This is a genomic window from Leptothoe sp. LEGE 181152, assembly GCF_032906605.1.
GTDB lineage: Bacteria > Cyanobacteriota > Cyanobacteriia > Phormidesmidales > Phormidesmidaceae > Leptothoe > Leptothoe turfae.
Genome location: NZ_JASATU010000036.1, coordinates 39199 through 64054, shown reverse-complemented (window position 1 = coordinate 64054; position 24856 = coordinate 39199). Strand labels below are relative to the sequence as shown.

The window sequence follows — 24856 nt, the reverse complement described above, 5'->3', positions numbered from 1 at the left end:
CGGCGTCCTAAACTCCGTGTTTTCCTGGAAAGTCTTAAGCCCATGGCCCGTTACGCCCTCGTTGTTGGAATTTCTGATTACAAAAGCAACTACCTCAAAAATTTAAGTAAACCGATTGGTGATGCAGAAGCTATAGCACAACTTCTTAGAGACCATGGGCAATGTGAACGGGTTACAGTGCTTTCAGGGCATGTAACCGCTGAAGAGCTAGAAGACGCACTAACTCAGCTGATTCAGCAAGATGCAGCTAGAAATGAGGCATTTATCTATTTCACTGGCCATGGTCTGGCCGTTAAAGGTGGGCTAGGGGGTACAAAAGGCTATCTGGCCACGTCTGACTGCACGGTCACTATTGAGAAGAACCAACCGAAACGACAGACAAAAGCAATTTCGTTTTCTGACCTGAATGATCTGATTTGCGATTCGGATCTAAGCAGTCTGGTGATGTTTATCGATGCTTGCCACAGTGGTGAGTTGATTGAGTCAGAGCTGGTTGAGCATAGTTTTGCCGGTTTAAATTCTGAGCAAGATTATTATCTGATTACATCCTGTCGTGGCCATGAAAGCGCCTGGGCAAAGAGGCGGGAAGACCATAGCGTTTTTACAGGTGCGGTATTGGATGTGTTGGTGCCTGAAAAGGTGAATAATAAGGGGTATATTTCTGGGGATACGGTATTTGCCCATCTGGATGATGTGCTAAAAAATAGCCGCCAGGAGCCGAGACGTTTTGGTAAGGGTAGGGCCTTGCCGATTGTGTGGTTTCAGGGTAGACAACAGAATGGTGAGGAGATTTATGGATCTGTTGCTGACACCGAGAAAAAATCTCGTCGTAACTGGGGTATCCCGTTACAGATGCCGCCGTTACCGGAGCATTTTGTAGAGCGACCAGAGCACCAGGACAAGGTAAAAGAACAACTGCTATGTGACGACAAGAAAACATTTGGCACATTGGTTGTTAGTGCCATCTATGGTCTCGGTGGCATTGGTAAGTCGGTGCTGGCATCGAAGCTGGCCCATGATGATGAGGTGCAGGCTCGCTTTGCGGATGGGATTTTGTGGTCCACGTTAGGCCAGAACCCGGATATTTTGCCGTTGTTGAGTGGGTGGATACAGGCTCTGGGGGACCATGACTATAAGCCCACGGCGGTAGAAGCCGCGTCGAACCATTTACGGACGTTGTTGTATGACAAAAAAGCGCTGCTGGTGGTGGATGATGTTTGGAATCCGGCGCATTTGGAGCCGTTTCGGGTAGGTGGCAATGGTTGTTGTGTGCTGGTGACGACACGGCAGGCGAAGATTCCGGAGGCGCATAAGTACAGTCTGAATGTGATGACTCCGGAGCAGGCTCTGGAGCTAATGACGCAAAAGCTCAAAGAGGAGCTGAGCGCAGAGGATCGGCAGCAGGCGTTGGATTTTGCGGCGCGGGTGGGATATTTGCCATTGGCGCTGGAGCTGGCAGCGTCGCAGATTGAGGAAGGTGTGACCTGGACTGAACTGTTTGAAGACTTTCAGGATGAGGTGGTGCGTCTGGAGGCGTTGGATCTTTATGGTCGAGAGGATATCCCCGATGATGCGAAGCGGCGGAAGTATAGTCTGACAGCTTGTTTTAACTTGAGTTTGAAGCAGCTGTCGGCGGAGCAGTTGCGGCAGTTTGCGTGGCTGGGAATTGTGCCGGAGGATGTGAGTCTGACCCAGGAGATGGCGGTGATGCTTTGGCAGGTGTCGAAGCGGCAGGCGGGGTCGATATTGCGGACGTTTAGCTCAAAGGCATTGTTGTTGCTGGGGGCGAAGCAGGCAGGACCTGAGGCGCGGCGCACATTTCGGATGCATGATTTGATGCATGATTTGGCGCAGCGGTTGTTGGTGAGTGCACCACAGCCTCTGCAGGAAGGGGACCTGCCAGGGTTGGGGATGACGAAAGCGGAAGCCCATAGTGAGTTTTTGGGGCGGTACCGGGCGAAGACGGAGCGGGGGCAGTGGCATACGCTGACGGATGATGGGTATATTTTTGACCGGCTTACCTGGCATATGGAGCAGGCGAAGCAGGTACAGGAGATTCATGGGTTGTTGCAGGCGAGTAATGCGGATGGGCGGAATGGTTGGTATGAGGCCTGTGATGGGATTGGGAAGCCTGCAGGGTTTGTAAATGATGTTGCACGGGCGTGGGAGCTGGCGAAGAAGAATTATAAGAATGAACCAGGGGAAACACTGGTGCTGTTGTTTCGCTATGCGTTGATGCGGACTTCGATAAATAGTATGGCGAGTAATGTGCCTGCGGAGTTGGTGGGGGCGCTAGTGGAGAAAGAAGTTTGGTCTCCGGCTCAGGGACTGGCCTATGCGCAGCAGGCGCAGAACCCCTGGCAGCGGGCGGTTTGTATTTCAAAAATTGTGCCTCATATGCCAGAGTCTTTGCTGCCAGAGGTGCAGAAGACCGTGGGACAAATTAAGGAGGCAGCTTACCGGTCCTATGTTTTGGGGAAACTGGCAGAGAAATTTCCACAGCTGTGGTCAGATGTTTTGGTAGCTATTGGTCAAATACAGGATCGTTATGGAGATCACCGTGATAGCACTCAAGGATTTTCCTATCGAGCCTATGCATTGCAGAAGATTCTTGACAAGCTACCAGCAGATTATCTTTCAGAAGCTTTGGTGATTGCCCGTCAAATTGAAAATACAGATGATCAGGCTCTTGCTCTGGTTACATTGTCAAAGCAACTGTCAAAGCTATTACCGGAAGCGGTAGCTGCAACTCGGGAGATTGCCTCTTCATATTATCGTGCGAATGCGTTGCGTGAGCTGTCGAAGCAGCAGCCAAAGCTATTACCGGAGGTGATAGCTGTAACTCGGGAGATTGCTGACGAATCTGAACGAGTGTCTGCACTGCGTGAACTGTCGAAGCAATTGCCACCGGAGCTATTACCGGAAGTGATAGCTGTAACTCGGGAGATTGCTGATGAATCTGAACGAGCGTCTATACTGTGTGAGCTATCGAAACAGTTGCCACCAGAGCTATTACCAGAAGTGTTAGCTGTAACGCGAGAAATTGCCAATGAATCTCCTCGAGCATCTGCTCTGAGTAAGTTATCGAAGCAATTGCCAGAGCTATTACCAGAGGCGATAGCTGTAACGCGAGAGATTACTATTGAATCTTCTCGAATTTCTATGCTACGTGAGCTGTCGAAACAGTTGCCGCCGGAGCTATTGTCGGAAGCGTTAGCTGTAACGCGAGAGATCGCCGATGAATATTCTCGAGCATCTGTGTTGCATAAGCTGTCGAAGCAGTTGCCGGAGCTATTGCCGGAAGCGTTAGCTGTAACGCGAGAGATCGCCGATGAATATTCTCGAGTATCTGTGTTACATAAGCTGTCGAATCAGTTTCCAGAGCTATTGCCGGAAGCGTTAGCTGTGACGCGAGAGATCACCTTTGATTTTTTTCGTGCGCATGTTCTGCGTGAGCTATCGAAGCACTTGCCGCCGGAGCTATTGCCGGAAGCGTTAGCTATAACGCGAGAGATTGTTAATGGATCTTCTCGAGCATCTATACTTAGTGAGTTGTCGAAGCATTTCCCAGAGCTATTGTCGGAAGCGCTAGCTGTAACGCGAGAAATTACCAGTGAATCTGAACGAGCGTCTGCGTTAAGTGAGCTATCGAAGCAGTTGCCGGAGCTATTGCCGGAAGCGTTAGCTGTAACGCGAGAAATTACCAGTGAATCTGAACGAGCGTCTGCGTTAAGTGAGCTATCGAAGCAGTTGCCGGAGCTATTGCCGGAAGCGCTAGCTGTAACGCGAGAGATTGCCGATGAATCTGAACGAGTGTATGGGATCCAAGGGATGTCTAAGCAGTTGACGCCAGAATTATTGCCAGAAGCTTTGTCAATAGCTATAGAGCTCAAAGATGAATCTTCGCGAGCAGTGGCGTTGAGTAATTTGGCTAAATATTTGCCAGAAGCATTATTAGCTAAAGCTTTGGAAATGATGTGGCAAATTCAAGACCCCTATTTTCGATCCCGGGCTCTTCGAGGCTTATTACCCTACCTGATGAAGCTAACCATTACCTTTGCTGACTGGACTGTCATGCTGGAGGTATTAGCCTATCAAAACCGCAAAAATTTGCTTGAAGAACTACCCGACATTTGCCCCATCATTTTAGAGCTAGGCGATGAGCAAGCCTTTTCAGATATCTTGCAAGCTGTCCGAGATGTCTGCGCTCAATGGCCGTGACGCTTTGTGAGTTTTGAGTGTTGAATGTTGAGTTTTGAGTTGGGGGGCGGCTATGCCCTCCTAGCCCAGGATTTCTGTCAACAACTTAACCAAAAACAGCTTATCCTGTTCCGACAAAGCCCCTAGCTGCTTCAAAATTAGTTCCTTTTCCACCGTCATAACAATTGGCTTAATCACCGATGGCTTCAAAAGACCAGCCGATTTCCAATCCTGAATCACAACATTATCAGCATATGCCGTTGCACTTGTTTGACCGGTAATCCCCATCAAGACAATATCGATGTGCCGCTGATTATACCCATCTGAATGACAATGACCGCTGGACGTTTCTTACTCGTTACCTGGTTCGTAAACGGAAATGGCACCAAAACAACATCCCCAAACTTATAGGTCATTGTAGATGTCATCCTCCGGGTTATCCCACACCTTGGCAAAGGAAGACTCTGATAACTTCATAGCAGAGTAGGTCAGCGTGGCATCTTCTTGGGCAACATGAACCTCAGATTGAAGGTTTGCCTGTGGCACTTCGTCGGCCAATCCCAATAATTCCTCCACCGTTGGAACACTGTCTGCAGTTTTTAACCAGTTAATAAGCGCCTCCCACACTGCGGGCGTCACCTGTACAGCGACTTTTTGCCCTGTGGTATCCACAACAAATTGCGCAGATTGCAAAGCTTCTAACACCGTGGTCATGGGACTTCTCCATAGGCTAAGCCTATTCTAATGCCGTCCGCTAAGTAATTGACATTTGCATAGTTGAGCCGGGTAGGGTGCGATGCATCGCACCACTTCCAACCCACTTCGCCTCCTAACCGATTCCCCCTTCACCCCATATCCAATGAGAACTAGCCATTTTAAATGGGCTACTACAGTCAGTGTAGTAGCCCACATCTGTATCAATTACAGGTAAACATTAGGCAAGGTTAGAATGCGCCTAGATCAGCTTTTACAACAGTGACGTCGTTGGCCAGGTTAAAATTACCGTCATGCTTAACGTTAATCACACCCAGCACATCCAGATCATGGGCACCGCCCCCGCGTACACCGTCCCCGCCTTGATCAGTATAAACACCAAGCACAATGCGTTCATCTAGCTCCTTGATCACCTTGTAAGTGACAGTATGGCCAGTAATGATAATTTGGTCCCCTTCGCCGCCGGTACCGCTAAAGTCAGTGATTGTATCACGACCAATACTCTCAACCCAGTGGTCATGGTAGTTGTCATTTTCCCCAGCAACAGCTCCCATGCCCCAGTTGACCAGGCCGTCGTCTTGCAGATGCTGCGTATAGATAGCAGCAGGTGCGTTCATGAGGATGTCAAATTTAAAGGTGTCTGCACCAGCACCACCAGTTAGCCTATCATTCGCTGCCAGACCATCGGGATTGTAGAATTTTTTCGCAAAGACAAGTTTATCAACATCATTGCCATCATCCTGATTAGCAACAATTCTCGTGTTCTCAGCCGGAGCATTCGCATCACTGATACTTACCAAAATATCATCTCCAGCTCCGCCAATTAGACGATCACTACCTAATTGATCTTGTAGAAAGTCATTGCCATCACCACCTATTAGGCGATCATTGCCATGGAGAGCATTGGTAGTATCTAACAAATAGCCATCGGCATCATAGTCTTGGGCGGTGAGTCTTTCATCACCAATGATAATGTCATCACCAGCTTGACCTGCCAGGCGATCATTACCAAAACCACCCAAAAGAGAGTCATTGCCTTTTCCACCCCGCAAATTATCATTGCCGATGCCACCCAGGAGAATGTCATTATCACGACCGCCAAATAGGATGTCGTTGCCTTTGCCTCCTAAAAGAATGTCATCTCCAGCTCTCCCGCGAAGGGTGTCATTGCCCGCTTGGCCAGTCAGTTTGTTTGGTTCTTTATTGCCAAAAAGTGTATTGTCTCCACCATCACCAATAATTTCTTCAATCTTGGCTAATAGAGCCAGTTCAATGTCGGCAATAAGTGATGCGTTCCCTTGTGTACTCATGTATCTCTCGACTGATAGCGGTTTTATTGGCTTTAGAGCCTGTGCCGATTCTATAAGTTACCGATAGAGAGGAAATCGGTAATAGCTCCTTATCTAATATCAGGAGAGGATAAAGCTAACGAAACGAGATTTGCAAGAACAATTACTTAGTCTGGCAAAAAATCAATAACTTTACTAATTTATTACGTTAAACACAACCGTAGAAATCACGATTAAATAGTTTACTTATGCTAAAAAATCACCCTCGTTCTAGATCAATAAGGCCGTTGATGTAGGAATATCTACAGTACGGACTCTAGGAACTGGAGAGGATGAAAAATCTACTAGTGTTTAAAGGCTTTCTAAAGATACTGGTTGGCCTGAATAAAATATGTTTTGTTAATCGCCATAATAGTCTTGTGCCAGGTAGGGTACGATGCATCGCAACACTTCCAACCAACTCCAACCCCTAACCAATTCCCTCTTCACCCTATATCCAACCTCCCTGCCCAAATCCCATCCGCCCATTCCTATTCCCCTTGGGAAGGCTACGCCAACGACTCCGCTCAGGACAGGCCATCCATTCCTTTGACTCCGCTCAGGACACCACCTATCTACCCTTGAGCATCCTGGCTGACACGATAACTGTCTAACCAGGATTTGCTTAGGGATCTCAGCTGATTTCTCTCAGCAGCATCAATACCCTCGGGGTCAAAACGATAGCGATAATGCAATTGGATAATGGGTTTGAGTGCTTCCACCTGAGCGATAGATAGTTTTTCGGTAAGTCGTTCTAGCCAATGCTGTAGGTTCTCCGCAGGTCTGCGCCTCAGTTTTAATTGCTTGAAAATCTGTTCAATTTGGTAAAACTCTGAATCAATACCGAGGAGAGCCGGTTGCGATCTCACCTCAAAACTCTCACTTGTAGTCGGCATTTTCTGTCGCCGTCGTCTCCACCACCAGATCAAGAGGCCAACAACAATGACAACAACTAAGAAAATTAGCAGAAGCAGCACTCTAGAATTAGGATCTTGCGGTAGTTGCTCCTGGATCGGCGCGAATAGTTTTTCCCCTAACCTCCGTAACATCAATTCCAGAGGACTGTCTTGTTTAGGGCCTTGAGAAAACTCATTACCTTGTCCATAGCCGCCTTGTCCATTACCTTGTCCACGACGACCATCATTGAGCCAGCTATAATCCAACTGAAGCTGGCTCAACTGTCTATGGGCAAAAATGCCCAACACCCCAGCCAAACATATTAAACCAAGCCAAGCCATCACTTTAGATTTTGCAGGCCGCAGGTAAAAGAACAGTATGGCAACCACCAGCCAAGCTAAACTATAAAAGAGAACTCTATTGGCGTTTGCGGCACTGGCTGATAACAAACATAGGCCAAAGTAAACATAACCAAAGTCAAAGGAGGGCCGTTTCCACTGAATTCCTCGCTTGGCAAAGTAGGGATTCATCAAGAAATCCTGAATCTGCTGAGAAAGGTTGACCGTATAGATTTGAGCCAACATCAGTGGAAACATTGCCAACGGCAGAAATAGCAGCATGCCCTGGAAAGCACCCGTGAGTTGGAGTGCCACAATGCTCGCGGAAATGCAGATGAACACAATCCATACGGTTGCCTTTTTAGAGAGCCTCCAGCGCTTGGAGAACACCTGTCTCCCTTCGATGCACAAAATCATCGACACTACCAGACCCCACAGCCCCGTTTGAAATCCCCACAGGCACAATGCCAGACTGCACAGGCTGGCTATATGGAATTGCATATCGTTTGAAGCCCCGGCTGAATGTGACCTAACGGTAACGGATAAACTCGCATTAAATGACTTTGATAATCTTCTAACATCGGCGATAGTGTGTGTCGATCACGGGTCAGGATCAAAACCCATGTGGGGATATTAGCGGACTGTAATTGCTTAACCAATGTCTGGCGCGCCTCATCCCAGGTGAGTAAAATGCAGATGCAGCTACTGAATAGTGGCAAACGATTTTGCATGATTGGCAACAATGAGTCAAAGGGCTGATCCTGACAGGGGACTACCGACGCTAACAACTCAAGGATACGTTCTGTTTGGCCTAACCCTCGACCCAGGGTAACGTATCCGCCGCCTAATCCTGAAAAGATTAGCTCCAGTAAGGACTCCTGGTTTTGCATTTCACAGGCCAACGACGCGGCCACTGAGATCGCCTCTTCTAAAATTTCGCTAAATGACTCCGGTTGAAATGTGTCTAACACCAGAGCGTGATGTACAAAGTACTCAGCTTGTTCTTCTCGAACCACAGGTTTACCCAATTTGGCCCAGCTTTTCCAGTGAACCTTGCGCGGTGAGTCGCCGGGGCGATAATCTCGCAAGGACCAAAATTCTTCTGATTCTCCCACCGATAGGGCAAGCGATAATCCTCCCGGTTGATACCCTTGACGTTCTGGTAGTTGAAACGAGGGCACCGGGTAGCGCTTTGGCAAGATTAATACCGATTGGGGCAGGGGTAGTCTGACGCAGGCATTAAATAGGCCGAGCGGATCAGGGCAGGCCAGGGTCATGGTCTCAAACTGTAGTAACCCTCGTCGTAGGGGTGTAATCTCACCTTTGATTTCAGTCATGCCCTGGGCTGCCAATACAGGAATCCCGACGGCAGGTGCGATCGCACGCTGAGCCTGATCGATTAGTTTGCTCCATGATTGAGCATCCTTGCGGCCTGGACGGCTAATGTCAAGATAGTCTTCAAAGCTAGGAAATGCGTGGGCAAACGCTTCAATCAGTCGCAGTTTCCTAAAATCCCTGCCAGTAGAATTCTGTACCGTTACTCGGTAGGGTAACGGCAAGCCTACCGTCCCAAAGCGCGGTAGCCGTCGCTTGACCTGGAACCGAGGCCGTGAAAAGGCTGTAGCCACCATAGACACAGTCAATAATAAGCAGGCCAGGGCAAACACCTGGTAAGACAAACTTTGCTGGGTATCCAGACCTGCCAGCCCAGCCATGATGGCAAACACTAAAACACCCACACCCAGCGGCGTAAATCGCCTTTTAAACCATTGCCGCAGGCCGTAGCCCAAGCATCGAAATAGACGATAAAAGAAAAGATTCATGGCTCAGGCAGGCACAGGCGTCGCATTTAAGATATCTTGAATCACCGCATCAGCTGTTTGGCCCGAAAACCGGGCCTGGGGTTCGAGGACCAACCGATGGGCCAGGACTGACAGCGCCATCTCTTGCACCTGCTCTGGCAAAACAAATTCGTAACCATCAAAGAGAGCGAGTGCCTGGGCCAGTTTCATCAAGGCGATGGCTCCCCTGGGGCTAGCACCTAGCTGTACCCCTTCTGCCTGGCGAGTAGCCCCGACGATATCAATGATGTAACGCTTGAGTTCATCGCTGACTCGTATCTGCTGCACCTGTTGCTTGAGGATAAAAATATCATCTCGTGAGAGACAGGGTTTAACCTGGTCAATGGGATGTTGCTGGAGCTGACTTGATAAAATCTCCATTTCTTCTTCTGGAGAGATATAGCCCAAACTAAACTGCAGGGCAAACCGATCCATTTGGGCTTCTGGTAAGGGATAGGTGCCCTGGGCTCCCACCGGATTTTGGGTAGCAATTACAAAAAAAGGTGGGCTTAGCTTTCTCAAGGTGCCATCAATGCTGACCTGGGATTCTGCCATGGCTTCCAGCAGCGCAGATTGGGTGCGGGGAGAGGCGCGATTCACCTCATCTGCTAGAACGATATTGGCAAAAATAGGACCTTCGTGAAACTGAAAGGACTGTTCGATGGGGTTTAAGATTGAGATGCCCAAAATATCAGAGGGGAGCAAATCAGGCGTAAATTGAATCCGCTTGAAGGAAACATCGACGGAAAAAGCCAGCGCTTTGGCCAGGGTGGTTTTACCCGTGCCAGGGTAGTCTTCTAGCAGCACATGCCCGCCACTGACAAAGGCGGCCAGCAGCTTACGCACAGCCGCAGTCTGCCCTTTGACCACCTGCTGAATATTCTCGGACAAACGGGTATAAATTGCTTGCCCAGAAGCGTGGCTAGAAATAGTATCTGAATCTGATTCTACAGTCGACGATTCCATAAATGGGTCCTTAGTGTCCATGATTCAAGATAACCGCAACGTTGGGACTGGGTCACTAAGGAGACGTGCAGCAATAAGTTCCTGGTTTTGGGTGTAGATGAGTAGAGGGGTGGATGCGTGATTGCCCTTAGCTCTCATACCCATACCAAGCCCTATTGCTTAGTCTCTGACTGAGTAACTCAACGGAGCCTCTGGCTCCTTAGTCATGGGCAACCTGGCTCCATCCAGGGCAGTTTTCTAGATTGATACATGATGTAGTACCCTCGGAAGTAATTATATGCTAGTCATCGGTTGTGGGCGATGGAGTACCCCTTAGGGGCATATGCAAGGCCATTTAACCCTTCGCTATGCCACTTTTTAAGCTGGTTATGAAAATGGTTTCTATGGTGATTCTTGTAAGTCGTCAGCTACCGTGTTTTGTAACTCCTCTGCCTTTTCGTCAGCTGTCTGTTGTACTGCTTCTGATAGTGCAGGATTCTCGTTGATTTCTCTTAAAGCTCTAACCGCGTGGTCCCTTACAACGCCATCGTCAACATTGCCAATCTTAAAGATACTGTCGATAAATTCCTGTGCCTTTTCGTCTGAAGTGGCATTCAAAACTAACGCTCTCGTACTATCAATCAAAGAAGTCTGACTGTCAGTTGGGTTAGTTGCTTGTATTCGACTAAGTGGGGCTAGATCATCTGGCAATGATGGTTCTGTTGTTTCAGGAGCAATATCCAATGTTTCAATATCATTAATAATGCGATCATGGGCAACCTCCTCTAGGTTTTCTGCCTGTTGAGTGGTTTCTCTTACTTTCTCTTCAAGTACGGTTTTCTCTTCATCTGCCCTGATCAGCTTGGCCTGTGACATGGCATTTTCTTGAAATACCGTAATCACAGAAGGGAAAAAGAGGGCAAACATTAGCGATGTCGCTGCTAGCTTTGACTTGTTGTTCGCCTTTTCCGGTGGACCATCCAAGCTAAGAATGGTGCCGATAAAGCCCACTACTGCCCCTAACAAAATGCTGGAAGTTACTAAGATTAAAAACTCTAAACCAGCCCCCAACTGAATAGATGGAACAAAGTCATGGACGACGCTTTCTTCTGTTGCCGTTTGTTGCTCCTGAGTGTTAGATACGCTGTCATCTTCCGCTTCTAAACTTGGCTCAATTTGTTCTGAATTCTCTTCACTGTCCTGTTCTTTTGCAACTGTTTCGGCCTGTGCTGAAATCTCTGTGCCATCTTGTGTGTCCATTGCCTGGGCATTGGCTGTAGCCATGAACGACCCCCCCTCCTGGATCAGCCGCAATGCAACGCTACCTAGACCACCAAACATCGCTGGTACCACCACATATCTGACTGTAACGTTATTACTCAACGTGCTATTCAGCTTATGGGTAGCACTATTCACTACGTGGGAGGCAGTATTGGATAACTCAAAAATCTCTGGAGGGGCAGCCAGATTTGTCTCAGGTATAAGCGTGTTTGGTGGTTCAGTCTTGCCGGTTTGTGGGTCTAAGGGGGGGAGGGCAAGAAATGCGGTATACATGGTGACTTTGTCCGAGGGGCGATGGGCATCTGGTAAGTTATTCAGTTTACCTCAGCCATTTTGCGGAGTGTTTTTGCTGTGGAAGTGCGAAATGGCAATATCTGCGACTTTTCTACAAAGGTGATTGTTGTTTGTGTAAAAGCGGCGCGGTTATTTTGTCGTAGTCGATATCCTTCAATATGTGAACAATACTGTGGGTTGGTCCATGGTGAAATGGGCTGCTCAGGGCTTTCCTCCCCAAAACCCTCCTATTCATATAGCCCGATTCAAAATGGATAATCCTGTAGGGGCTGTGCCTTGTGCCAACCTTGAGACGCGATAGCTATCAGTCAGGCTCTTGTTAAGGGGTATGTTTTTGTCAGATTTATGGTTCATCTTCGTAAAACCGATAAAATAGGTATTCGTCTTTGAAGGGATGTTCATCGGTGACGTGGTGAAATATGCCTTGTTCTACTAAGGCCTGGCCGATCCTGACGGCGGCTTCTCGGGTGGCGTTTTGTGTTTTGGCTAGCCACGTTACGGCTTCACTGCCAATAAAACAATTGGGATACACCGTCAATCGGAACCGACGATTCTGAATATTTAACCCATCCTCCGAGCGCATCTGTTTTACTAAACGCTCCAATAATGCATCTTGTAAACGCTGCTGATTTTGTAACAGGCTGGAAAAATCTCTAACATCCGCCAATAAATCGGAGGTTTTTAATCCCTGGGGCTGTTTTTCTTCCTTTCCTAAGGCGGCTGGAGTTCCTGCTTGAGATCTCTGTTGTGCCCAGATAGTTGTATCCCACTGGGGAGAACGGATGTTTAAATCTCGTTGGGGAAAGGGGATCTCGATGTTGTGGCGACGAAAATTGGCTTCGAGCATGTAATAAAGGTCACTCTTGATATCGAATTGTAGGCGTGGGTCCCGAATCCATACCAGTACATCAAAATTGAGGGCGCTGTCACCAAAGCCTAAAAATCGTAGACGGGGCTGGGGATATTGCAACACGCTCGGATGCGCTCTTGCTACCTCCATCACTGTCGTATGTACCTGTCGAATATCTGAGTTGTAAGCCACTCCCATGGGCAAATGAAGTTGCGATACTGGATGCCCATGGCTCCAGTTGATTACCTTGTTTTCCAGTAGCTGTGCATTCGGCACAATGATCGACACGCGATCTAATGTGCGAATTTCCGTACTGCGCACGCCAATACTTTCAACGGTTCCGGCCAGGTCGCCCAGGTTAATAAAGTCTCCCACCTGAATCGATCGCTCAAAGAGCATCATCCAGCCGCTGACCACATTATTGGCAATATTCTGTAGACCAAAACCCAGGCCAACACCGAGCACACTGGCAAGAATGGCTAAGGCGCTGAGGTCAATGCCTAATACCTGCAGAATCAAAAAAAGGCCAATGCCTGTGAGGATGGCCTGCATGAGTGTGGCGATCGCATCTTGTACACCCCGATCCGGTATCGCCGCCTGCAAAAATCTAGACTTGACTGCCGATGTGACAACCCGCACCCCAATCCACAGCGCCAGGGTGAGCAAGACCACATTAAATAAACTGACCAGGGAATACCCTTGGCCGTCAATGTCAAATAAGGGGTCGGTAAATGTCCGTTCTAAAAATTGAAAGATGCGATAGCGGATAGACCGGGCTACAGGAAATAACTCACATACATAGATGCCAGCGGCTAGCCATACCAAAAATCGGGCACCCAGCAATGATGGCAAAATCCACATGGGTAGTCTGCCCTTGCGGGTCTGCCGTCGCCAGAGCCAGCGGCGGATGTTGTAGAGGAGCACCCAAGAGAGGAGTGCGATCGCAACCACTCCCACACTTACCCAGGCCATTTTTCGCTGATAATCAGGCTGCCGTTCTTTCTGGGCTCGATCCAAAGCTACTTGCAAAATCTCAGCCCACAGCTCAGCCCGCTCTTCGGGTAGCACTCCAGCCATCAGATCGCCACTGGTCACCGTGAGCAAATGACGACCGTTAGCCCTGAGCGTTACTAGACCATCGCGTTCTCGTGTCCGCACTCGAATCGGTGCTGGTGTTGGCTGCTGATCAGCATTGTCAATCACCTGCCATAGGGCCTGGTTCGCAAAAACGGCTCGTTCCTCGGCACTGATATCTTCAATGCTGCGCAGCTGGAACAACACCCGACCATCAATAACAACATCAGCTTTTTGCGCCATTGGTTGCGCCCCTGTTTGCGCCATGATCGGCAACGCTAGGATGTTCGCCAGCAGCACAAGGGTGACGATAGCAATGCGGAAAAAATATTTAACCCAGAGGGTACGGTGTGTCCACCTACCCCATTGCCCATTGCCCATTGCCCATTGCCCTGTTCGCTTCACCCTCCCTCCCCATCGCCAATGACCCATTGGGCTTTATCAATCCTTGTTGTGAACTTACTCATCCAACATCAAGAAACCTAAACCATTCAGCGATGTCGTAAAAAATAACCTTTTTCTCAGGATCGCAACCTTGTTCAAACCCGCTTAAACAGAAGCCCTCGTTTTACTTGCGTTGTACCAATTTGAGTGATTGATTGCTCAAGGAAAAATCAACGTCCTGTAAGAAAGGTCCGTCAGAAGTTGGATAATAGTCCAGCTCTCATGTGTAAGAATGTAGGCGGTTTTGCCAACTCTAGCGTGTGGGGCAGGCACCAAAAAAACTTATGGAACCCTTGGAATCTCTTTATTCATATGCATGGCTCATCCCAGTACTGCCACTCCTCGGTGCAGCTATTGTCGGTGTGGGTCTAATCAGCTACAGCGACGCTACAAGCAAGCTGCGTACCCCTAGTTCAATCTTTATCGTCAGCCTGGTTGGGGTGGCGATGGTGATGTCATTCGGCATCCTCTGGAGTCAATGGAATGGTCACGAGCCCTACTCATTTATGTTTGAGTGGGCTTCGGCGGGCAGCTTTAAGCTGCAGATGGGGTACACCATCGATCATCTGGCTGCACTGATGCTGGTGATTGTGACCACCGTGGCCTTTCTGGTGATGGTATACACCGACGGCTACATGGCTCACGATCCTGGCTATGTCAGGTTTTATGCATACTTGAGCCTGTTTAGCTTCTCCATGTTAGGGCTGGTGATGAGTCCTAACCTGCTACAGGTTTATGTATTTTGGGAACTGGTGGGCATGTGTTCCTACTTGCTCATCGGTTTTTGGTATAACCGCAAACCAGCTGCTGACGCTTGTCAGAAAGCCTTTGTCACCAACCGCGTAGGTGACTTTGGGCTGTTGCTGGGTATGCTCGGCATTTTCTGGGCCACGGGTAGCTTTGACTTTGACATTATGGGTGAGCGTTTGACCCATATGGTGGAAGTTGGCAGTTTACCGGGTGTAATCGCTGCTTTATTTGCGATTCTGGTCTTTATGGGACCCATGGCCAAGTCGGCTCAGTTCCCCTTACATGTGTGGTTGCCGGATGCGATGGAAGGCCCCACACCCATTTCTGCCCTAATTCATGCTGCCACCATGGTGGCAGCTGGGGTGTTCTTGATTGGCCGCATGTATCCGGTGTTTGAGGAAATCCCTGTAGCAATGACAACCATTGCCTACGTGGGGGCTTTCACCGCCATGATGGGGGCCACAATCGCCATTACGCAAAACGATATTAAGAAAGGTTTGGCCTATTCCACCATGTCCCAGCTGGGCTACATGGTCATGGCCATGGGTGTGGGTGCTTACAGCGCTGGTCTATTCCACCTGATGACCCACGCTTACTTTAAGGCCATGCTCTTCCTGGGGTCTGGCTCTGTGATCCACGGTATGGAAGGTGTGGTTGGCCACAACCCCACCTATGCCCAAGACATGCGTCTGATGGGTGGTCTGCGTAAATATATGCCAGCTACAGCCACTACCTTCCTAATTGGTACCCTGGCGATTTCCGGTATTCCTCCCTTTGCTGGTTTCTGGTCTAAGGATGAAATTCTGGGTTCCACTTTCCAGGTCAGTCCTTTCCTATGGGCCATTGGTTGGTTAACCGCCGGTATCACTGCGTTTTATATGTTCCGTATGTACTTCTCCACGTTTGAAGGGGAATTTCGCGGGACTAACGGTGACATCAAAGAGCAACTGCGCATTGAGAATCTCCAGAGTATGGGCGCTTCCCTCGGCCCTGGTGCCATGAGTACTCAGGAAATGCCCATGGCTGCAGAGGACCACCATGACGATCACCACCATGCGTCTGAGCCCCATGAGTCACCGATTACGATGACTCTGCCTTTGATTCTCTTAGCAGTGCCTTCGATTCTGGTGGGTCTGGTGGGTACGCCCTTTGGCAATTACTTTGAGGCGTTTATTTCTGCCCCTGGTGAAGTGGTTACTGTTGCTGAGCTGGCGGAAGAAGTAGACCTGCATGAGTTTGCTGTGATGGCAGGTAGTTCTGTGGCGATCTCGGTCGTGGGTATTACCTTAGCGGTGTTGATGTATGTGACGAAGACGATAGATGCGGGTGCGATCGCAACCAAGATCAAACCCCTCTACAACTTTTCCCTCAACAAGTGGTATGTCGATGACATCTACGAAGTGGTCTTTGTCCAGGGCAGTCGCAAAATTGCTAAATTTGCCCTTACCATGGACGTCAAACTAGTGGACGGTATCGTTAACCTAACTGGCTTCGTCACGCTGATTACAGGTGAGGGGCTGAAATACCTGGAAACCGGTCGTGCCCAATTCTACGCTCTGATTGTGTTTGGAGCTGTGTTGGGATTAGTTCTATTGTCAGGTTTGACCTAGGTTGAATGCGGGAACCTCTATTTAATCCCATGAACATTCGTAGGGGCGTTGTATACAACGCCCCTACGAATTATTTGTGGTTGTGGTGTTGTGCCATTTGCCTGGTATTGGTTTTTGCCTGTACCAGTTTTGCCCAGTCTGGGGGTAAAGTTCCTGTGGCCAATGGTGCTGGCGGTGCGGTGGCCTCAGTCGATGAAGCTGCCAGTCGCATTGGCATTGAGGTGCTACGCCAGGGGGGGAATGCGGTGGATGCGGCTGTGGCAACCGCTGCTGCCCTGGGGGTAACTGAGCCCTTTTCCGCTGGTATCGGTGGCGGTGGCTTTATGGTGATTTACCTCCATGACCAGGACCGGGTGATTACCCTGGATGGTCGTGAGGAAGCTCCAGCGGCAGTAACCGCTGATTTGTTCCGCGATCCAGAAAGTCCCACAGGGGAAAATTTACCGTTTTTCCCAAATCGCATAAGTAGCGGTCTGGCCGTCGGTGTGCCAGGGACGCCACTCAATTGGCAAACGGCGCTGTCTCGCTATGGCACCCTATCCCTGGCAGATGCGTTGGCTCCAGCGATTGAGCTAGCGGAGTCTGGCTTTACCGTGGATGAAACATTTGTTCAGCAAGTAGTCCGTAACCAGGAACGATTTGAGGCATTTACCTCTACGCAGCAGTTATATTTGCCAAACGGCGAACCGCCAGTCGTTGGTTCACGGTTTCAGAACTCGGACATGGCCAAGGCCTATCGCTTGCTGGTAAACCAGGGCGTTAATAGCTTTTACCGAGGTGACATTGCCCAGGCGATTGTGGAGACCGTACAGTCACCACCGACCGTCAATGAGCCTCCATTTACTGTGTACCCTGGGGCAATGGATCTAGGCGATCTAGACCGCTACGAGGTGCGGGTAAGACCGCCCGTGGTTAGTGACTATCGCGGCTATCAGTTTTATGGCATGGGGTTACCTAGTAGCGGTGGGATCACGGTAGCTCAAACGCTTAAACTGCTGGAGTCTAGCGATCTGGGCAGCTTGGATCGCAGTCAGGCGCTGCATCGGGTGATCGAGGCGGAAAGGCTGGCATTTTGCGATCGCAACGCCTACCTTGGCGATCCTGAGTACGTAGATGTTCCCGTAGCCGGGTTGCTCAATGCCAATTACATTGCCAGTCGCCAGCTTCCGGACAGGGCTGCTGAACCCTGTACCACACCTGGTAATCCGCTACCCTATCAAACCGACCCTAGCCCCAGTCTCACCCAAGCACCTAAGGTAGCAGTTACCAATGGCCAAGAAGGGCTATCGACGACCCACTTAGTGACTGCCGATCGGTTTGGCAATGTTGTTTCTTATACCCTAACCATTGAATCTACCGGTGGGTCTGGGATTGTCGTCCCTGGCTATGGGTTTATCCTCAACAATGAACTCACAGATTTTGACACGACTGTGCCCCACCCCAATGCGCCAGAACCGGGTAAACGACCTCGCAGCAGTATGTCTCCCACCATTGCCTTTGCTCCGGATGGTCGAATTTTGGCCTTTGGGAGTCCCGGTGGTTCCACTATCATTACCACTGTCGTTGGCATCGCTACTAATTTAATTGATTTTGATTTATCCTTGCCTGAAGCCATTGGCGCTCCACGCTTCTCCCAACGCAATGGCAGTACCACCACCGTTGATCAAGTTGCAACTGCTAATGTGAACTTACTTGAACAGTTAGGCCATCAGTTTCGGACGGTGGAGGAAATTGGGGCGGCTACTGGTGTAGAGGTATCGCCTGATGGCACTGCGATGCAGGCTGTTGCGGAACCCAGGCGACGCGGAGGTGGTTCCGCCATGGTTGTGAATTAAACTTTGGAATGGGTTACCCTATGGAATGCCGAATACATAGGATGCCGAATACATAAGATGCCGGATACATAGCAGTCCTCAATCATTGGCGATGACAAGTGTATCGGCTGATAGTTGTCTATCCGATGTGGGCACCAAAGCCATGTAGACAGTTAGATAACTGCATCTTGTCGGGGCATCGTATCCATTTCGACACGTTATGGTGGTTTATTGGGGATACTAAAACGGCCTAGGGGCGTCAGGGGTATCAGATAGAAAGCAAAAATTAAACGTAACAGGGACGCGATCTGCTAACAGTGCTCCAAGAGTTTGACATATCAATTACAGCCGTCGGTGATAACCGCTACCTGGTGCGCACAGAGCAAGTTGCGCCAGGTGTCCCCTTGGCGCAAGAACAGTTTCACTGGCCCATTGATAGCTGGCTAGCAGAGGCATCTAACCTGATGCATGATCCGTTGCTAGGGATCCTCAAGGGCGAGTCGAGCCAGCGCTGGGCATTTCGTTCAAATGTACATTCTTCTTCAGACGGTGACGATGATTCGTCTGGCAGTCAGCCACCAACCCTCGTTAGTCTAGGTCAGGCTCTTTATAACAGCGTCTTTGATAAAGCCTTACGCGATAGCTGGTTGACAGCCCAAGGGATTGCCCAACATCGCCGTTCTCCCCTGCGGCTGCGCCTTGGTTTAAAGGGGGAAAAGCTGCAAAAGCTCCCTTGGGAAGTCTTACATGCAGGCGATCGGCCCCTGGGGACTGGTACCGATGTCACATTTTCTCGTTACCATCTAGGCCGACGCCAGGGATATGACCGTCCGGTGGCAACGGTGCCTGATTTTGATCAGCCTCTGCGCGTCCTGATGGTGATTGCTGCACCCAACGATCAGGATCGTTTAGAACTGGCCCGTGAAGCTAATCACCTGAAAAATGAGCTGCATCCCTTATCAATGCGTTCTGGAGATGACTATAACTTGCTGCCAAAACAGCAACTGGACGTGCAGCTGACAGTCTTAGAACAGCCTGACCGCAGTGAACTGACCCAGGCGTTAGAACATGGTCGATACCAGGTGTTGCACTATGCCGGCCATAGTAATTTAGGCAATGCTGGTGGCGATCTTTATCTTGTCAGCCGCCAGACAGGACTCACCGAACGCATCAGCGGTGAAGACCTAGCAGGGCTGCTTTCCAACAATGGTGTGAAACTAGCCGTTCTCAACTCCTGTCGGGGAGCCTATTCCCAGGGCCAAGGTTCTGAGTTGGGTTGGCATGAGCAAAACCTGGCCAATGCCCTGGTCAATCGTGGCATTCCTGGGGTGATTGCTATGGCCGAGCGCATTCCTGACGATGTGGCCATTACGTTTACCCGCTTGCTCTATCGCAACTTAAAGCAAGGCAATCCCATCGATTTATGTCTTAACCGTACTCGCCAGGGGCTGATCTCGGCCCACGATTCCAACTATAGCTATTGGGCACTGCCAATTTTATATATGCAGCCTGGGTTTGATGGCTATCTTGCCAGTAAACCTGGTAACCACAACAGTGCCCTTGATAAGTTGTTGAGTGAGTCTGAGACTGCTTTAGCGGCATTGGAAGAACACCCCCCTAAGGCGGTTGATGCTGCTATTGTGGTGCCAAAACGCTCAGCGACAGATCCTGATGCTCTAGAGAATATAGATTTAGACAGCGTCGTTGAAACGGTAGAACTTGAGGAAATCCTTGATTACAACGAAGAAGACGTTTCGACAATGACGGAACTGGTAGAGCAGCTGTCTCAAGCGTCAACGTCTGATGAAGTGCCACTAGCGGAGGTCGATGAATCACTGCTGCCCGAAACCCTAGAAACGCCAGGGTTAGATCTCCATGATCAACTACCCCAAAAGCCAGACTCGCCCCCCCTCGCTGAGTCAGATGATGGGGCTAGCATCTATGACCATGGCGACGATGGTACAACTTATGGGGCGAAACTTCCCGAAGACAATGTGCCTCAGTTGGCTGAGCGTAGTGTTAAAGATCAAGCTTCAGGACGGCGCAAACGTCAGCTTGCCATTGGTATTGGTGCTTTAGCCGCTACTATTGCCGTTGCTGGTGTGGGTATTAACGATCCCTTTAAGTGGTTTGAGCCGCCATCCTCTCAACCCACCACGACACCCCCTTCATCTGAGTTGCTGGCAATTAGTGGCATCGCCAGTGGTAACCCTGAAAGTGCGGTCATGGCCATTAATGAGATGGCAGCGGTGGGTGACCAAGATAAGGCTCTCAATCAACTGCTGGCTTTAGGCCAGATTGAAGATCCTGCCTTGTTGTTTTCCAAAGGACAACTACAGTGGGCGTTAATGAATCAAAACCCCTCTATTGATAATTCCATCGGGCCTGCAGAAGCAGCAAGGTCATGGAAAGATGCTTTGGACGCACAGCCTGACTGGCTAGATGCTCAGGTTGCCTTGGGGTTTGCTTACTATGAAAGTGGTTTTTGGGAAGATGCGATCGCAACCTGGAAAAATGCCCTAGGTTCAGGGCAAGACTATGACATTCCCATTGTCACCCTGGGGCAGATTCCTCAAGATGTCGATCTTCAAAATGCGCCTACTAAGCTGCATGCACAAATTGGTTTGGCCATGGCTTACTATCAACAGTCCAAGCAGGGATTAACAGATGATGATAGCTTGCCATTGTTAGCCACTGCTGCTAGCCATTGGCAAGATGTGATTGAGTCGGCTAGTGACGAAGATGTCACCAACCATCTATCATTCCACTGGCTATGGTCTCAAAAAGCGTTACAAGATTGGCAAGAAGCCCGACAAAAAATTGCCAGCTACATCAGTCAGGCAAATTAAACATTTCGACCGTTCAAACTGGTCTTTAGATTTGAATTAATAAGTAGACAGTATTGGGCAAATAACTTGGCAACCTAAAGGCGTCTGCTGATACTTTCACAAATGCCTTTAGGCTGCATAGAACAAATTATTTTGTTAGAAAATTTTGACATTAAGTCAGTAAGTGATGTCAAAAATCAAACAATGTTGTTTGGTTGTTTTTTCCCTTGCAAGTAAAGGATTTTTGAAGGCTGGATTAGTTAAGTTTTCCATGCTGACGATATTCTTTTTCCCAACACCGCTCTAAATGTTGGATCTTATGTTGTTGCCAAAACTTGAATGGACTAAAGAATGTTTTGTGATCAGAGCTAAAAACCGGTTGTTGGAGGTAAGGCCAAAGGGGGAATTTCATTATTGAGCGACTCAGCAAAACAAACGAGAACAGTAACTGAAGACCAGATAAGGATCAGATACAGATAAACAACAGTATTTGAAATAACACACCACCTATATGACCTAAGTCTATTGATTAGACAATGACTTGACCACTCAAAATACTGTTTGTAAACCTATATCTAAACTGATAACTTCGAGGTTTCTTACTATCTTTACTATCTATAATCTTCGACTGGAAGCCTTTCTCCTTCAGTATAAACACCTCAGTTTTTAGCAACTAGGCTTGTTCCAAACTTGGAAAAATACTTCACTCAGCTTAAAGAAAAAAAATAGTGAAATCTAATAGGTAGCACCCTAGGCGATCATCATAATCGCGTTAATACATATACATGATAGGTAGATAGATATAGCCCCTAGAAAGATCCCTCAGAGCAATCCCTTAGCAGAATCTAAACACTCAATCCTAGGAGCATTTAAAGATAGGAAAAACTGCCGTTGCTGATTTAGGGATAAATCAATCTGTAAAACTTGCCGATAGCCTAAATTTGACAGATTAAAATCACCGCCAGGGACAACACACCGTCGAAAAAATTAATGGAGCTGACGGGAGTCGAACCCGTGTCCGCCCTGAGTAATAACACGCCACTCATTCACAGGCTTAGCCTATCTAACCCTCTAGGCGGGAACCGTTCATTATCCCGAACGGTGGGATGCTCTAGTAAAGGTCTTTGTTAGGTTGCTCACTAGAGAAATCAACCTAACGCATCCGTTGGGGTTAAGCTTACCATCCTTAACGGAGTCAAATGATAAGCGCTCGAACCTGAAAGAGGTGTTTAAGCGGCAGCTACAGCTACTTGCTTACGAGCAAAAGGTACGATGTTGTTTGCATCTGTATTTAGTTGAGTCTTGATTTTCGAGAGTGGACTCACTCTCGGCCTGTATCACAACGCGACTTTCGTCAAAACGTCGAAACCGTTACAGCCCCCTGATGACAACCTCAGTTAAAAAATTAACGTTTGGTAGCTTAAGAGCACCTCTAATTTTAGCTCGGAATTTCTACTTTGGCGACCGTTAGTTAACAAACATTCCAAAGCTTTAGCGGCAGTTGACGAATAGAGATTTATGGGATTGATTAGCTTTAATAAACTAAAGCGGCTGTTTTTTAACTTATAATTATTTAGTATTTAGATATTTGTACCACTAGAGCTTTACAATGCCCTGATGCCTCATGGGTTTTTGCTCAGTGACTTGCAGGGTATTCATTGGTGGTATCAAGGTCTGGCGTTCAGTTTTGAGAATGTCTAGATCGTTAGCCAAATGAGTTCCACAGGAATACTTTAACTAGTAGAAGGGGTTATAGGGTTATGAGCAGCGACGCACCGGAAACCACTGGTACAACGACTCAAAAATCTAGTTCTTCGAGTAGGACCCAAAAGAAGACTACATCTGCTGCTGCCAAGAGCGGCGGCATAGTTAAGGCTGAAAAGCCTGACATTATTGTGCTAGAAGATAATACTCGCGTTGTTGAGACAAACACATTGCCTAACAATCGCCCCATCACCGTTAGTGATGTGAAGGTAGTGCATAATCTTTCTTCAGCAGGTGTTCGTCCAGTAATGGAGGATAACTTTGAGGTTGCTAGCACGGATCATCTACCTGGTCATCGTCCTGTGGCGGTGAGTACTTTGGTGGTTTCTGACCTAGATACTCTGCCTGGTCATCGTCCCATTGCGTCTAATGATATTGACGAAGATACCTCCGTATTGATGGGCTATTTGGATTAATAGAATTTATACGGTGTAGGGGGCGTTCCATGGAACGTCCCCTAAATTATTGATTATTTGGTTGAGGGATGACTTATGGGGTCATCCCTCTTTGTGTTTAATGGGATTGAACTAGTCCAGGTTATGGCCGGTCAGCTCAACGAAAATATCTTCTAAGTTGGAGGGGCGGGTCATCATGCCGGTCTTATCAGGCTGTTGGTCCAAATAGCGATTGGCGTCTTGGAGGGTGGGGAAAAAGGTATAGTTCCAACGGTCGTCAGTTTGTTTGATAACGATGCCTTCGCCGTGGTTAGAGCGCAGCTCCGCCAACGTGCCCATTTCGATCAGCTGCCCCTGGTCCATAATGCCGATGCGATCGCACAGATACTCAACCTCTTCCATATAATGCGTGGTTAGTAGCATCGTCACCCCCTGCTGCTTGTTCAGGTCGAGGATAATTTCCCATAGACGGCGACGAGTTTGTGGATCTAGGCCCACTGTAGGCTCATCCAGGAAGAGAATTTTGGGCTTATGTAATAGGGCGCGGGCAATTTGTAAGCGTCGTTTCATGCCGCCTGATAGGGTTTTTACCTTATCATCACGGCGTTCAGATAGTTCCACATAGGCCAGCCATTGATCAATATCGCGCTGCCGTCGTGGGTTGGGTAAATGGTGCATTCTGCCGTGGAATTCCATATTTTCCCAGACAGACAGATCCCCATCAACGCTAGTTTGCTGTAGTACCACGCCAATTTGACGACGCACCTCGGCTTTCTGCCGTTGCACATCATAGCCAGAGACAACAATGTCTCCCTGGGTGGCCCGAGTCAGGGTGGTCACCATGCGAATTGTGGTGGACTTACCTGCACCATTAGGTCCAAGCAGACCAAAGATTTCACCCGGTTGAATCGTCAGTGATAGATCATTGACCACACAGGTGTTGTTATAGACTTTGTGAACGTTACGCAGGCAAACAGCCGCCACCATGGGATGTTTTAGAAGAAATTAAGGTATGGATACAGTTGTAGAACATTGACCCCCATGAGAGCAAAGATCAGCAATCAAGTTTTATTTATCTATCAGGACGATGTGCCCCCCTACAAAAAGAAAGGATCCGTCGTCCGCAATAGCTATTTTTGGGCCCTCAAGTCCATTGCTGATCGCGCTGGCTTTAGTCACGACTGGGAGTTCGATGAAACAGTGTGGATTGCCCTGGCCCGTATGCTGATGTCATTTACGGAGTCAGGCTACCTAGGATATCGGGAGACGATCTTGGAGTTTCATCCCGATGATCAAATTCCCCCTGAGCTGAAGGCCGTGGCGACTTGGGCAGAATTGGAGGAGGAAGAATAAGTTTGAAGTTTGAGTTGGTGACCTTTATCTTCGGTCTTTCGGCAAAAGCATAGATACTTCAGAACTCAAAATTCAGAACTCTGGCACTTCTGACAAAAAAAGGACAAGCCAAAGCTTGCCCTATAGTTCTCTGACT

The 24856-nt window shown here is 48.7% G+C and carries 15 protein-coding genes and 1 other RNA gene; 6 read left to right on the top strand and 10 right to left on the bottom strand.

The genetic code is table 11. The features are described from left to right. Positions 1–42 precede the first annotated feature (42 nt). On the top strand, positions 43–4221 hold the full coding sequence (locus QGP82_RS20095; RefSeq protein ID WP_499060783.1) for an NB-ARC domain-containing protein: 4179 nt from the start codon (positions 43–45) through the stop codon (positions 4219–4221). Positions 4222–4281: 60 nt separating this feature from the next. Here QGP82_RS20095 and QGP82_RS20090 read toward each other — a convergent pair whose 3' ends face one another. From QGP82_RS20090 to QGP82_RS20055, 8 genes are all read right to left on the bottom strand, one after another. Beyond that, positions 4282–4488 (bottom strand): hypothetical protein, encoded by a 207-nt coding sequence (locus QGP82_RS20090; RefSeq protein WP_250565017.1) that lies wholly within the window; start codon positions 4486–4488, stop codon positions 4282–4284. A 117-nt stretch (positions 4489–4605) separates the two neighbouring features. Continuing rightward, positions 4606–4914: a hypothetical protein gene (locus QGP82_RS20085; RefSeq protein ID WP_163696231.1), complete on the bottom strand. Its 309-nt coding sequence runs from the start codon at positions 4912–4914 to the stop codon at positions 4606–4608. A 230-nt stretch (positions 4915–5144) separates the two neighbouring features. Further along, entirely contained in the window at positions 5145–6224 is a 1080-nt protein-coding gene (locus QGP82_RS20080) for a calcium-binding protein (protein ID WP_499060782.1), read from the bottom strand. Between the two features lie 593 nt (positions 6225–6817). Further along, the gene (locus QGP82_RS20075) at positions 6818–7792 is read right to left on the bottom strand and encodes a hypothetical protein (RefSeq protein WP_499060781.1); all 975 of its coding nucleotides are present in this window, start codon (positions 7790–7792) and stop codon (positions 6818–6820) included. Between the two features lie 170 nt (positions 7793–7962). Then, positions 7963–9300, bottom strand: a complete 1338-nt coding sequence (locus tag QGP82_RS20070) for a DUF58 domain-containing protein (protein WP_499060780.1) — start codon at positions 9298–9300, stop codon at positions 7963–7965. 3 nt (positions 9301–9303) lie between these two features. Continuing rightward, on the bottom strand, positions 9304–10284 hold the full coding sequence (locus QGP82_RS20065) for an AAA family ATPase (RefSeq protein WP_499060779.1): 981 nt from the start codon (positions 10282–10284) through the stop codon (positions 9304–9306). Positions 10285–10665: 381 nt separating this feature from the next. Further along, the gene (locus QGP82_RS20060) at positions 10666–11817 is read right to left on the bottom strand and encodes a hypothetical protein (RefSeq protein ID WP_499060778.1); all 1152 of its coding nucleotides are present in this window, start codon (positions 11815–11817) and stop codon (positions 10666–10668) included. Positions 11818–12181: 364 nt separating this feature from the next. Further along, positions 12182–14194: a mechanosensitive ion channel domain-containing protein gene (locus QGP82_RS20055; RefSeq protein WP_499060777.1), complete on the bottom strand. Its 2013-nt coding sequence runs from the start codon at positions 14192–14194 to the stop codon at positions 12182–12184. A gap of 305 nt (positions 14195–14499) precedes the next feature. On the opposite strand from QGP82_RS20055, the gene QGP82_RS20050 reads away from it, so the two are divergent. The 3 genes from QGP82_RS20050 to QGP82_RS20040 all read left to right on the top strand — a co-directional run bounded on the left by QGP82_RS20050 (position 14500) and on the right by QGP82_RS20040 (position 21229). Next, positions 14500–16566 (top strand): NAD(P)H-quinone oxidoreductase subunit 5, encoded by a 2067-nt coding sequence (locus QGP82_RS20050; RefSeq protein ID WP_250565463.1) that lies wholly within the window; start codon positions 14500–14502, stop codon positions 16564–16566. A gap of 29 nt (positions 16567–16595) precedes the next feature. After that, a complete protein-coding gene (gene ggt, locus QGP82_RS20045; protein ID WP_499060776.1) occupies positions 16596–18401 on the top strand; it encodes a gamma-glutamyltransferase in 1806 nt (601 codons plus the stop codon). A 296-nt stretch (positions 18402–18697) separates the two neighbouring features. Continuing rightward, a complete protein-coding gene (locus QGP82_RS20040) occupies positions 18698–21229 on the top strand; it encodes a CHAT domain-containing protein (protein ID WP_163670649.1) in 2532 nt (843 codons plus the stop codon). A gap of 967 nt (positions 21230–22196) precedes the next feature. On the opposite strand, the gene ssrA is transcribed toward QGP82_RS20040, so the two are convergent. Further along, positions 22197–22589, bottom strand: a transfer-messenger RNA (tmRNA) gene (gene ssrA, locus QGP82_RS20035). A 379-nt stretch (positions 22590–22968) separates the two neighbouring features. Here ssrA and QGP82_RS20030 point away from each other — a divergent pair. Then, positions 22969–23388: a hypothetical protein gene (locus QGP82_RS20030; RefSeq protein ID WP_163670647.1), complete on the top strand. Its 420-nt coding sequence runs from the start codon at positions 22969–22971 to the stop codon at positions 23386–23388. 111 nt (positions 23389–23499) lie between these two features. On the opposite strand, the gene QGP82_RS20025 is transcribed toward QGP82_RS20030, so the two are convergent. Further along, positions 23500–24354 carry an ABC transporter ATP-binding protein gene (locus tag QGP82_RS20025; RefSeq protein ID WP_250565191.1) on the bottom strand — a complete coding sequence of 285 codons (855 nt, stop codon included), beginning with the start codon at positions 24352–24354 and terminating at the stop codon, positions 23500–23502. A gap of 54 nt (positions 24355–24408) precedes the next feature. Between QGP82_RS20025 and QGP82_RS20020 the strand changes: the two genes are divergently transcribed. Next, a complete protein-coding gene (locus tag QGP82_RS20020; RefSeq protein WP_163670645.1) occupies positions 24409–24720 on the top strand; it encodes a hypothetical protein in 312 nt (103 codons plus the stop codon). Positions 24721–24856 lie beyond the last annotated feature (136 nt).